We start from the raw sequence: 11,998 nt of genomic DNA on the forward strand, positions 1-11,998 counted from the left end.
CGTCCCCGCCATGGCGAATCGCACGGTGGTGGTCAGCGGTGGAGGCACCGGTATCGGCTTCGCGACGGCGTTGGCCTTCGCCCGGGACGGCGACATCCCGGTGCTGGTGGGCCGCAGAGCCGAGGTGCTGACGCACGCGGCGAAGGCCATCGAGGGCGCGGTGGCCTGCCCGGCCGATCTCACCGAGCCCGAGGGGGCGGCCAAGGTGGCCGCGCTGGTCGCCGAACGGTTCGGCACCGTCGATGTGCTGGCGCACTGCGCCGGGGGCAACGGCGGTCTTGAGCCGGCGGCGGCGAGTGACGACCCGTTGGCCCGCGCCCAGCACGACTGGACGGTGAACTTCCGCATCAACACGCTCACCGCCGTGCTGCTGACCGAGGCGCTCCGCGACCGGCTGGCCGCGCCGGGCGGCCGGGTGCTCTTCCTCAGCTCGATCGCCGCCTACCGGGGGTCGGGCTCCGGCTCCTACGCGGCCAGCAAGGCGGCGCTGCACCCCTACGCCTTCGATCTGGCCCGCGCCCTTGGCCCACGCGGCGTCACGGTCAACGTGGTGGCGCCGGGGCTGATCGACGACACGGAGTTCTTCGGCGGCGCCATGACGCCCGAGCGACACCGGGCGCGGGTCGACGAGACGCTCAACGGCCGCGCCGGCACACCCGGTGATGTGGCGGAGACCATCCACTGGCTGGCCTCACATGCCGCCGGCCATGTCACCGCCCAGGTGGTCCAGGTCAACGGCGGTGCGGAACGCGGTCGTTGACCTCGGGCACCGCCGGCCCCTGGGCCCGCCGGGCGAGCACCTCGCGGTAGACCCGGGCGCAGGTCGCGGCGGTGTGGCGGATATCACCGACGGCCGCCATGTGGGCCCTGGCCCGCTCGCCGAGCGTGGCCCGCAGCTCCTGGCCGACCAGCAGCGCCTCCAGGGAGCGGGCCAGCGCCACCGGATCGCCGGGCGGCACCAGGCAGTGCCGGTCCGCGCCGGCCGGCAGGCTCTCGCCGGCGCCGCCCACATCGCCGAGCACCACGGGACGCCCCACCGCCATGGCCTCCAGCGGCGCCATACCGATCCCGCCCCACCTGGCGGGCGCCGCCACCACATCGGCGGCGGCGAACCAGGGCAGGGTGTCCTCGGTCCTGCCGGTGAACAGCACATCCTGCCGTGCGGCCCGGCGCAGCGACGCCAGGGCGGGCCCGTCCCCCACCAGCGCCAGCCGTGCGCCGGGCACCCTGGCCACCACCCGTGGCCAGGCCCGCAGCAGCACGTCCTGGCCGTGCCGCTCGTCCAGCCGGCCCACGCACACCACCAGCGGCGCCCGCTGCGGCAGCCCGTGCACCGAGGCCAGCGCCGCCCGCGCCTGGCGCCGCGCCACCTGCCCCGCGGGCGGCAGCCTGGCGAGGTCGACCGCCGCGCGCAGCACGGTCGTCGGCACGTCGAGTCCGGCCAGGGCGGCGGCCCCGCGCTGGTCCTCGCCGACGCAGAGCACCTGGTCGGTCCAGGCCGTCGCCCGCCGCTCCCAGTGGCGGGCCAGCCGGGCCGACGGCCCGCGCGCCGCCTGGAACGACCAGAGGTGTGGCTGGAAGACGGTGGGCAGTCGGCCCCGCAGCGCCAGTCGGCCGGCCAACCCGGCCTTGTCGCCGTGGAGATGGACCACATCCGGGTCCGCCCTCCGGATGGCGCGGGTGGCGCAGAGCACCTCCCAGGGCAGGTTGCCGCCGGCGGCACGTTCGGCCAGCCAGAGCCGAACCCGGGCGCCGGCCCTGGCCGCCTCCCGTTCCAGCCGCCCGCCCGACGGGCAGAGCACGACCACCCGTAGCCCGGCCTCGGTCTGCGCGCGCACCAGATCGGCCACGGCCGAGGCGATCGAACCGTCCACGGGCTGCACGAGATGCACCACCCTCAGCACGGTCGGGGCTGCACACTCCATGACGCTTCCTCCACGCCCAGTTACCGGCAGGGCGGAGAGCACCCTCGCAGAAAGCTCAGGAGAAATCATGAGAACGCGCAGAAAACAAACACAAAAGGCCACTCTGCGATAACCAGACAAACAGGCGGAGCGGATACGGCACCCGGGACAGGGGGCGCGCGGCGGCCCGATCGCACGCCGGCGGACGCGCCGCGGCACCCGAGGACAGCGCCCAAAACGCGAAAAGCCCCAGATCAACTGGGGCCTTCCTGATGTACCTCTGGTGCGCGAGGGGGGAGTTGAACCCCCACGCCCTTTCGGGCACTGGAACCTGAATCCAGCGCGTCTGCCTATTCCGCCACCCGCGCGAGCACCTTGCACTGCGTTGTACTGCCTAGAACTCTGTCTAGAACTCTGTCCACCGCACTCCGCGAATCCACCGGCCGGAGCGCCGCTGACGTCAAAAAGGCTAACACGCCCAACGGGGTGCCCTCACCCGCCTTCCGGCCCCCGGCCACCGCCGCGGTGACCCCCGGCCGGCCGACCGCTCACGGGTCCTTCCGCATTCCCTCCAGACATGCGCGACACTGTTGCAAGCTCCCCCCTACGATCCGGGGGGAGTCCGGTGGCCAGGTGGGAACCACCTGGCCGTCTCGCGCGTGGATACGATCAGTAAGCCCTACCACTTCAGCCGCGTGTCGGGACAACGGAGAAGGAGGTGCACATGGGAGTACTGAAGCGCTTTGAGCAGCGGCTTGAAGGGCTCGTCAACGGCACCTTCGCCAAGGTCTTCAAGTCCGAGGTGCAGCCGGTGGAGATCGCCGGCGCGCTCCAGCGTGAGTGTGACAACAACGCCACCATCTGGAACCGCGAACGCACCGTCGTCCCCAACGACTTCATCGTCGAGCTGAGCTCGGGCGACTACCAGCGGCTGAGCCCGTACGCCGGCCAGCTCGGCGACGAACTGGCCAGCATGGTCAAGGAGTACGCCAAGCAGCAGCGGTACACGTTCATGGGCGAGATCCGGGTGAACCTGGAGCAGGTGGAGTCGCTGGACACGGGCCTCTACCGGGTGCGCAGCCGCACTCTCGCCGCCTCGGCCTCCGGCCATGGCGCCGGGGCGCCCACCACCGCACCCGCCTCGCCGCCGCACGGCGGAGCGGGGCAGCAGCCGTTCCCCGGCACCCCCGGGTACCCGCCGCCCCAGCCGCCGCACAGCCCGCCGTCCCGGCCGCCGGCCGCTCCCCCCGGCTCCCCCCCACGCCCGTCGGCGGCGCCCTTCAGCCAGCCGGCGCCCAGCCGGGTCCGCCGCTGGGTCGAGATCAACGGCGCCCGGCACCAGATCTCCCGGGGCTCGCTGGTCCTCGGCCGCAGCACCGAGGCCGATGTGCGCATCGACGACCCCGGTGTCTCCCGCCGGCACTGCGAGATCCAGGCCACCCAGCCCCCCACGGTGCGCGATCTGGGGTCCACCAACGGCATCGTGGTGGACGGGCAGCACACCAAACGCGCTACGCTCCGCGACGGCTCACGGATCGTCGTGGGCAGCACCACAGTCATCTACCGGCAAGCCGAAGGGTAAGCGGGGGGCAATGTCAGAGCTGACCCTGACGGTCATGAGGTTGGGTTTCCTGGCCGTCCTGTGGCTGTTTGTCATCGTGGCGGTCCAGGTGATCCGCAGCGATCTGTTCGGCACCCGGGTCACCCAGCGCGCCGCGGTCCGCCGCCCCGACCAGGCCGGCGGGCAGCGGCGGCAGCAGCAGCCCCCGCCGAAGGCGGCCGGCAAGGGCCGGCAGCGGCGGGGCGCCCCCACCAAACTCGTCATCACCGAAGGTTCCCTCGCCGGAACCACTGTCGCCCTCCAGGGGCAGACCATTACGCTCGGCCGGGCACACGACTCGACCATCGTGCTCGACGACGACTACGCCTCCGGCCGGCACGCCCGGATCTACCCGGACCAGAACGGCCAGTGGATCGTCGAGGACCTCGGTTCGACGAACGGGACCTACCTCGACCGAGGCCGACTGACCACCCCGGTCCCCATTCCGCCCGGCGCGCCGATCCGCATCGGCAAGACGGTCATCGAGCTTCGGAAGTAGGTCCGACCACAATGACGACCGGAGGGTGGGCGAGGCGCGCATGAGTTTGTCACTGAGATTCGCCGCCGGCTCCCATGTCGGGATGATCCGGGGGCACAACGAGGACTCGGGCTACGCCGGGCCCCGCCTGCTGGCCATCGCCGACGGCATGGGCGGTCAGGCGGCGGGCGAGGTCGCCAGCTCCGAGGTCATCTCCACGCTTGTGCCGCTGGACGACGACATCCCCGGTTCCGACCTGCTGACCTCGTTGGACGCCTCCGTGCAGCGCGCCAACGAACAACTGCGCGGCATGGTGGCCGACGACGCCAGGCTGGACGGGATGGGCACCACGCTCACCGCCCTGCTGTGGACGGGCCAGCGGCTTGGCGTGGTGCACGTGGGCGACTCCCGCGCCTATCTGCTGCGCGACGGCCAGCTGACCCAGATCACCCAGGACCACACCTGGGTGCAGCGGCTGGTGGACGAGGGCCGGATCACCGAGGAGGAGGCCACCACCCACCCGCAACGCTCCCTGCTGATGCGCGCGTTGGGCAGCGCGGACCGGGTCGAGGCCGATCTCTCCATCCGCGAGGTCCGCCCGGGCGACCGCTACCTGCTCTGCTCGGACGGGCTCTCCGGGGTGGTCAGCGCCGAGACGCTGCGGGACACGCTCAACACCCAGTCGGCGCCGCAGGACACGGTGAGCGAGCTGATCGAGCTGGCGCTGCGCGGCGGCGGCCCGGACAACATCACCTGCATCATCGCCGACGTGGTGGATGTCGACACCCAGGAGAGCGACACACTCGCCAGGCAGCTCTACGACGCCCCCCAGATCGTGGGCGCGGTGGCCGAGACACAGGCGCAGCGCTCCGCCGGCGATCCGAGGACGCCGGCGGCCAGGGCCGCCGAGCTGGGCCGCCCCGCCGCCCCGCCGCAGGCGCCGGGCGCCCAAGGCCCGGCGACGGGCGTCTTCGGCTCGTTCACCGACGACGAGTACGTGCGGCAGTCGCCGCGCCGCCGCCCGCTGCGCAACTGGCTGCTGGCGGGGCTGGCGCTCGCCGTGGTGGGCGGTGGCCTCTACACCGGCTACCGCTGGACCCAGACGCAGTACTACGTGGGGGTCAACGGGGACCACCTCGCGCTCTACCAGGGCCTGAACCAGAGCCTCGGCCCGCTCGACCTGAGCAGCGTCAAGGAGGACCACCCGGAGATCAAGCTGGAGCATCTGCCGCCGACCTACCAGCGCAGCCTGGAGGAGAACGTCATCTCCGCCAAGGGTCTCGACGACGCCAGGCAACAGCTGACCGCGCTCGGCGAGCAGGCCGCGGTCTGCGAGTCCATCGCGGAGCAGCGCGAGTCCGACGAGGGCACCGAGGAGCCCGAGGGCGGCGAGCAGGCCGAGGAGAACGGCAAGGAGCCCGAGCAGCCCGGGGGCGGCCAGCAGGGCCCGTCACTGTCCGAGGAACAACAGGAACTGGCCAAGCAGTGCGGGACATAGCGGGACCGAGAGACCTGAAGGCATGAGCAGTAGCAGCAACAACACCACCGTCTCCACCGGCGGTCTGCCGAGTCGCCGGAACACCGAGCTGTTGATGCTCGTCTTCGCGGTGGTGATCCCGGTCTTCGCCTACGCCAACGTGGGCCTGGCCAAGGAGGAGTCGCTGCCCGCCGGAATGCTCGGCTACGGGCTCGGCCTCGGTCTGCTGGCCGGCATCGCGCATCTGGTGGTGCGCCGCTGGGCGCCCTACGCGGACCCGCTGATGCTGCCGATCGCGACCCTGTTGAACGGCCTGGGCCTGGTGCTGATCTGGCGTCTCGACCAGGAGCCCAAGATCACCACCCCGTCGCTCGGCGGCGCGTTGGCGCCAGGGCAGCTGATGTGGTCCACGACGGGCATCGCGCTCTTCATCGGCGTGCTGGTCTTCCTCAAGGACCACCGGCTGCTCCAGCGCTACACCTATATCTCCATGGTGGTGGCGCTGCTGCTGCTGGTCTCGCCGATCTTCGTCGGCCAGGAGGTCAACGGCGCCAGGATCTGGGTGCAGATCCCCGGCGTCGGCAGCCTCCAGCCGGGCGAGTTCGCCAAGATCATCATCGCCGTGTTCTTCGCCGGCTACCTGATGGTCAAACGGGACGCGCTGGCGCTGGCCAGCCGCCGGGTGATGGGCATCTATCTGCCGCGCGGCCGGGACCTGGGGCCGATCCTGGTGATCTGGGCGATCAGCCTGATGATCCTGATCTTCGAGACCGACCTCGGTACCTCGCTGCTCTTCTTCGGGATCTTCGTGGTCATGCTCTATGTGGCGACGGAGCGGACGAGTTGGATCATCTTCGGTCTGCTGCTGTCGGCCAGCGGCGCGGTCTTCGTCGCCAGCGTCAACAGCCACGTCGGTGAGCGGGTGAACAACTGGCTCAACCCGCTGGACCGCGTCAACGACGGGGTCACGGAGACCGCCCAGGCGATGTTCTCGTTCGGCTCGGGCGGCCTCTTCGGCTCGGGGCTCGGCCAGGGCTACTCCCGGCTGATCGGCGGCATCGCGGCCAAGAGCGACTACATCCTCGCCACGGTGGGCGAGGAGCTCGGCCTGGCGGGGCTGATGGCCATCATCATGCTCTACGCCCTGCTGATCGAGCGCGGGATGCGGACCGCGCTGGCCGCCAGGGACCCGTTCGGCAAGCTGCTGGCCATCGGCCTCGCCGGGGTCTTCGCGATCCAGGTGTTCGTGGTCGCCGGCGGCGTCACCGGGCTGATCCCGCTGACCGGCATGACGATGCCCTTCCTGGCCCAGGGCGGCTCGTCCGTCATCGCCAACTGGGCGCTTATCGCCCTCCTACTGCGCATCAGCGACACTGCCAGACGGCCGGCTCCCGCCCCCGCCCCCTCCCTCGACGCCGAACAGACGCAGGTGGTCCGTCCATGAACAAGCCGATGCGCCGGGTCGCGGTCTTCTGCGGCGTGCTGATCCTGGCCCTGTTGGTGCGGGTCAACTACGTGCAGTTCGTCCAGGCCGACGAGTTGCAGAGCCATGAGGACAACCGTCGGGTCCGGATCGAGCGGTACGCCAACCCGCGGGGCGACATCATCGTCGACGGGCAGCCGATCACCGGCTCCGAGGAGACCAACGACGACGACTTCACGTACAAGCGCACCTGGGTCGACGGCGAGATGTGGGCCCCCGTCACCGGCTACTCCTCGCAGGCGTTCGGCACCACCCAGCTGGAGTACGTCAACGACTCCATCCTCACCGGCGACGACGACCGGATGTTCTTCAACAACACCATCGACATGATCACCGGCAAGGACCAGCGCGGTGGCGATGTCATCACCACCCTCAACGGCGACGCGCAGCTCGCCGCCTTCGAGGGCCTCGGGGACCGCAAGGGCGCCGTGGTCGCCCTCGATCCGCGCCGGGGCGCCATTCTCGCGCTGGCCTCCACACCCTCCTACGACCCGTCCAGCTTCGCCGGCTACGCCGACAGCGACGCCGAGGCGTGGACCGCCCTGGAGGGCCACGAGGACAAGCCGATGCTCAACCGCGCGCTGCGCGAGACCTACCCGCCCGGGTCCACGTTCAAGGTGCTCACCGCCGCCGCCGCGCTCGAACACGGGGAGATCGACAATGTCGACGACCCCACCGAGTACGAGGACCCGTACATCCTCCCGGACACCCAGGACGTCCCGCTGACCAACCAGGTGCCTGGCGTCTGCGAGGAAGCCACCGTCAGGGACGCCATGCGGTACTCCTGCAACAGCGTCTTCGCCGGGCTCAGCAACGACGTCGGCAACGAGGGCATGATCGAGACGGCCGAGGCGTTCGGCTTCAACGAGGAGCACTTCGTCCCGGTCCGGGCCGACGCCAGCGTCTACCCCGAGGACAACCGGCCGCAGAACGCGATGGCCGGCATCGGCCAGGCGTCCAACCGCGCCACCCCGCTCCAGATGGCGATGGTGGCCGCCGCCATCGCCAACAACGGCTCGCTGATGGAGCCGTACATGGTGGACCAGCTGGTGACGCCGAACCTCAACGTGATCGAGCAGCACGATCCCAGCGAGCTGAACGAGGCGGTCTCGGCCGACACCGCCCGGCAGGTCCAGGAGACCATGGAGACCGTGGTCGAGGAGAACAGCGGCATCGACCGCAGCCAGATCAGCGACGACATCCGGATCGGCGGCAAGACCGGCACCGCGCAGCGCGGCGAGAACAACTCCGAGCCGCCCTATGCCTGGTTCATCTCCTACGCGATCACCGACGAGGGCTCCCCGGTCGCGGTGGCCGTCGTGATCGAGGACGGCGGCGTCGACCGGAACGAGATCTCCGGCAGCGGTCTGGCCGCCCCGATCGCGATGGACGTGATGGCGGCCGTGCTCGCGGACGAGCAGAACTGACCGGTGGGCCCGCCGGGCGGCGGCCGTCCCCCGCCCGGCGGGCAACCGCGGACCACCCCGCACACGTCATATCTGGGACCGGCCGTCGGTGACCGGTTGTGGTGCACGGCCATACCGGTTGGATATCGGCCGCACACCGCCACCCGGAGGGTTCACGCTCGCCGGGTACCGTAAGCCAGGGTCTGACTCCCCTTCCGCCCACGGGTGCCGAGGGGGGCGCGGCCCGGGATCACACGGAGAGGGCTGGAAACATGGATGAGCCGCGTCGCCTCGGCGGGCGGTACGAGCTGGGCCAGGTGTTGGGCCGTGGCGGGATGGCCGAGGTCTACCTGGCTCACGACACCCGCCTGGGCCGCACCGTGGCCGTCAAGACGCTCCGTGCCGACCTCGCCCGCGACCCCACGTTCCAGGCCAGGTTCCGCCGCGAGGCACAGTCGGCCGCGTCGCTGAACCACCCGGCCATCGTCGCGGTCTACGACACCGGCGAAGACTACGTGGACGGCATCTCCATCCCGTACATCGTCATGGAGTACGTGGAGGGTTCCACCCTCCGCGAGCTGTTGCACTCCGGGCGCAAGCTGCTGCCCGAGCGGGCGCTGGAGATGTGCATCGGCATCCTCCAGGCGCTGGAGTACTCGCACCGCAACGGCATCGTGCACCGGGACATCAAGCCGGCGAACATCATGCTCACCCGCAACGGCCAGGTGAAGGTGATGGACTTCGGCATCGCCCGCGCCATGGGCGACTCCGGCATGACGATGACGCAGACGTCCGCCGTGATCGGCACCGCGCAGTACCTCTCGCCCGAGCAGGCCAAGGGCGAGACGGTCGACGCCCGCTCCGACCTCTACTCCACCGGCTGTCTGCTCTACGAACTGCTCACCGTGCGCCCCCCGTTCATCGGGGACTCGCCGGTCGCCGTGGCCTACCAGCATGTGCGGGAGGAGCCACAGCACCCCAGCGTCTTCGACCCGGAGATCAGCCAGGAGACGGACGCCATCGTCCTCAAGGCGCTGGTCAAGGACCCGGACTACCGCTATCAGTCGGCCGACGAGATGCGGGCGGACATCGAGGCCGCGCTGGACGGCCGCCCGGTGGGCGCCCTCGCGGCGATGGGCGCCGGGGCCTACGGCTACGACGACCGCCCCACCACCATGCTGCGTCCGACCGATCCGGCGACCACCATGCTGCCGCCGACCAACGATCCGGACGACTACGACGACTACCACGGCAGGGGCGACCGGCGGCAGGGCAACAAGCACACCTCGACCATCCTCCTGGTGCTGGCCGGCATCCTGGTGCTGGTCGGCGCCGTCCTGATCGGCCGGGTGATGTTCGACAACGATCCGCCGCCCAGCACGCTGCAAGTGCCCGACATGGCGGGTGAGACCGTCGAGACGGCGGAGCAGCGGCTCGACGACCTCGGTCTACGGGTGTCCACCGGCGACAGCCAGGCCTGTGACCAGGAGGAGGGCCTGGTCTGCGAGACGGACCCGGCCGCCGGCAGCGAGGTGGAGGAGGGCGACAGCGTCACCCTGATCATCTCCGAGGGCCCCGAGGCCGTCGAGCTGCCCGATGTCGTCGGCAGCAGCTACGAGGACGCCGAGGCCGAGCTCGACGAGCTGGGCCTCTCGGTGCGGCAGGAGCCCCGGGAGGACGCGGAGGCCGAGCCTGGCACCGTCCTCGAACAGAACCCGGGCGCCGGCGAGGAGGTGGAGGCGGGGAGCGAGGTCACGCTGATCGTCGCCACCGCTCCGGACACGGAGGCCGTGCCCGATGTGGTGGGCCGCCAGTTCGACGAGGCCTCGGCGATACTCTCGGGCGCCGGGTTCCAGGTGTCCCGGCAGGAGCAGCAGGACGACAGCAGGCCGGAGAACCAGGTCATCGCCCAGGACCCGGGAGCCGCCGTCCAGCACGCGCCCGGTGGTCTGGTGACGCTGACGGTCGCCGTGGCTCCCCCGCCGCCCGAGGATGTCGAGGTCCCCAACGTCAGCGGCCAGACCGTGGAGGAGGCGATGGCCACGCTGTCGGGGGCCGGCTTCAACCAGGTCAGCGTCGACGGTCCTGACACGCCGTCGGCCCTGGTGCTGCTGAGCGAGCCGATCGCCGGCTCGCGGGTCGCGCCCGACACCCCGATCACGCTGCGCACCGTCGATCCCGGCGGTGACCCGGGCGGCCCGGGTGGCGATCCTGGCGGTCCTGGCGGCGGTGACCCGGGGGGCGGCGACAACAACCCCATCCTCGGCATGGGCGGCTGACCGACCCGGCAGCCCGCCCAGGGGCGGGGCGCGCCGTGGTGGGGCCCTGAGGGCCTCGCGGCGGGTGCGGCCCCGCCCCCGCCGCGTCCAGGGGCCGCGGGGGCGGCCCGGTCAGCCCAGCGCCTGCTCCTCCGGCTCGGTCGGCACCTCGGTGGCGGGGGAGGGCTCGACCAGCCAGTCGGGGTCGGTCTGGGCGCTCCACCACTTCCACGCCGCGACCGCCCCGCCGGCGAGCAGCCCCAGCATCCCAAGACGCCTGGCCAGCCGGCCGGCCCTGGCCCTGCGCTCCCTGCGCCGCACCACCGCCTGGATCTCGCTCGGGGTGATGTCGCCGCGCAGCGCGGCCATCGCGGCGGCCGAGCGCCTGGCCGCGTGTTCCTTGGCAGGACCGGCGGCGACCTTGGCCCGCTCCAGACGCGGCACCAGTTCCGCGTCATACCGCAGCCGCGCCTGGGTAGCGGCCAGTCGAGCCTTCGGACCGAGGTAGGTGCTGGCCTGTTGGGCGCACCGCGTGGCGCTCTCCTTGGCGCTCAGCGCATAGGGGAGCACCACGTCCCCTGCCTGCCGGACACCGGACTTCCCGTTCTGGGGCACTGTTTTCTCCTCCTTGTGATCTTTGAGGATGTTTTCTCACTGACTTTTCCTCTTGTCCACTCGTGCGCAAATCATGCCGGGTGCTTGGCGATCCAGCACGCGAAACGGCCATCCGGGGGCATGGCGTGTCGCGCGGCCGTGGCAGGATCGGTGACCGTCATTGAACGTAGACGGAAGGTAGATCGTGGCTGAGCAGCTCTACGCCACCCTGAAGACCAATCGCGGCGACATCGAGGTGCGGCTCTTCCCGAACCACGCGCCGAAGACGGTCAAGAACTTTGTCGAGTTGGCCGAGGGCAAACGCGAGTGGACCCACCCGGCCACCGGACAGAAGTCCACCGAGAAGCTGTACGACGGGACGGTCTTCCACCGGGTGATCAGCGGCTTCATGATCCAGGGCGGGGACCCCCTGGGCAACGGCACCGGCGGCCCCGGGTACAAGTTCGGGGACGAGATCCACCCGGATCTCTCGTTCGACCGCCCCTACCTGCTGGCCATGGCCAACGCCGGTCCCGGGACGAACGGTTCGCAGTTCTTCGTCACGGTGGCCCCGACCACCTGGCTGACCGGCAAGCACACCATCTTCGGCGAGGTCACCTCCGCCGCCGGCCAGCAGGTGGTGGACGCCATCGCCACCACCGCGACCGACGGCCGCACCGACCGGCCGGTGCAGGACGTGGTGATCGAGTCGGTCGTCATCGAGAGCCGCTGACGGCTCCCAGTCGGCCGGTACCGGGCCGATGACCCGAACCGGGAACGATTCCGGCCCCCTGTCCG

General features: G+C 71.0%; 10 protein-coding genes and 1 tRNA gene. 8 read left to right on the forward strand and 3 right to left on the reverse strand.

The genetic code is table 11. From position 1 onward, the window contains the following. The first annotated feature begins 10 nt into the window (after positions 1 to 10). On the forward strand, positions 11 to 760 hold the full coding sequence (locus K4G22_RS14655; protein WP_228080680.1) for an SDR family NAD(P)-dependent oxidoreductase: 750 nt from the start codon (positions 11 to 13) through the stop codon (positions 758 to 760). On the opposite strand, the gene K4G22_RS31655 is transcribed toward K4G22_RS14655, so the two are convergent. Continuing rightward, entirely contained in the window at positions 732 to 1,925 is a 1,194-nt protein-coding gene (locus K4G22_RS31655; RefSeq protein WP_265590232.1) for a glycosyltransferase, read from the reverse strand. The two genes, K4G22_RS14655 and K4G22_RS31655, sit on opposite strands and share 29 nt — an antisense overlap. A gap of 260 nt (positions 1,926 to 2,185) precedes the next feature. Further along, positions 2,186 to 2,272 (reverse strand) — tRNA-Leu (locus K4G22_RS14670). Between the two features lie 356 nt (positions 2,273 to 2,628). On the opposite strand from K4G22_RS14670, the gene K4G22_RS14675 reads away from it, so the two are divergent. The 6 genes from K4G22_RS14675 to pknB all read left to right on the forward strand — a co-directional run bounded on the left by K4G22_RS14675 (position 2,629) and on the right by pknB (position 10,627). After that, the gene (locus K4G22_RS14675; RefSeq protein ID WP_228080681.1) at positions 2,629 to 3,486 is read left to right on the forward strand and encodes an FHA domain-containing protein; all 858 of its coding nucleotides are present in this window, start codon (positions 2,629 to 2,631) and stop codon (positions 3,484 to 3,486) included. A 10-nt stretch (positions 3,487 to 3,496) separates the two neighbouring features. Then, positions 3,497 to 4,003: an FHA domain-containing protein FhaB/FipA gene (locus K4G22_RS14680; protein WP_228080682.1), complete on the forward strand. Its 507-nt coding sequence runs from the start codon at positions 3,497 to 3,499 to the stop codon at positions 4,001 to 4,003. A gap of 40 nt (positions 4,004 to 4,043) precedes the next feature. Beyond that, a complete protein-coding gene (locus tag K4G22_RS14685; RefSeq protein WP_228080683.1) occupies positions 4,044 to 5,480 on the forward strand; it encodes a PP2C family protein-serine/threonine phosphatase in 1,437 nt (478 codons plus the stop codon). 22 nt (positions 5,481 to 5,502) lie between these two features. Beyond that, the gene (locus K4G22_RS14690) at positions 5,503 to 6,903 is read left to right on the forward strand and encodes an FtsW/RodA/SpoVE family cell cycle protein (RefSeq protein WP_228080684.1); all 1,401 of its coding nucleotides are present in this window, start codon (positions 5,503 to 5,505) and stop codon (positions 6,901 to 6,903) included. After that, positions 6,900 to 8,369, forward strand: a complete 1,470-nt coding sequence (locus tag K4G22_RS14695; protein ID WP_228080685.1) for a peptidoglycan D,D-transpeptidase FtsI family protein — start codon at positions 6,900 to 6,902, stop codon at positions 8,367 to 8,369. The genes K4G22_RS14690 and K4G22_RS14695 overlap by 4 nt, the downstream gene beginning before the upstream one ends. 251 nt (positions 8,370 to 8,620) lie before the next feature. Beyond that, positions 8,621 to 10,627 (forward strand): Stk1 family PASTA domain-containing Ser/Thr kinase, encoded by a 2,007-nt coding sequence (gene pknB / locus K4G22_RS14700; RefSeq protein WP_228080686.1) that lies wholly within the window; start codon positions 8,621 to 8,623, stop codon positions 10,625 to 10,627. A gap of 111 nt (positions 10,628 to 10,738) precedes the next feature. Here pknB and K4G22_RS14705 read toward each other — a convergent pair whose 3' ends face one another. Continuing rightward, positions 10,739 to 11,221, reverse strand: a complete 483-nt coding sequence (locus tag K4G22_RS14705) for a DUF5324 family protein (RefSeq protein WP_228080687.1) — start codon at positions 11,219 to 11,221, stop codon at positions 10,739 to 10,741. Positions 11,222 to 11,405: 184 nt separating this feature from the next. On the opposite strand from K4G22_RS14705, the gene K4G22_RS14710 reads away from it, so the two are divergent. Next, entirely contained in the window at positions 11,406 to 11,933 is a 528-nt protein-coding gene (locus tag K4G22_RS14710; RefSeq protein WP_228080688.1) for a peptidylprolyl isomerase, read from the forward strand. The last annotated feature ends 65 nt before the right edge of the window (positions 11,934 to 11,998 follow it).

The sequence above is a fragment of the Streptomyces profundus genome, assembly GCF_020740535.1.
Taxonomy (GTDB): domain Bacteria; phylum Actinomycetota; class Actinomycetes; order Streptomycetales; family Streptomycetaceae; genus Streptomyces; species Streptomyces profundus.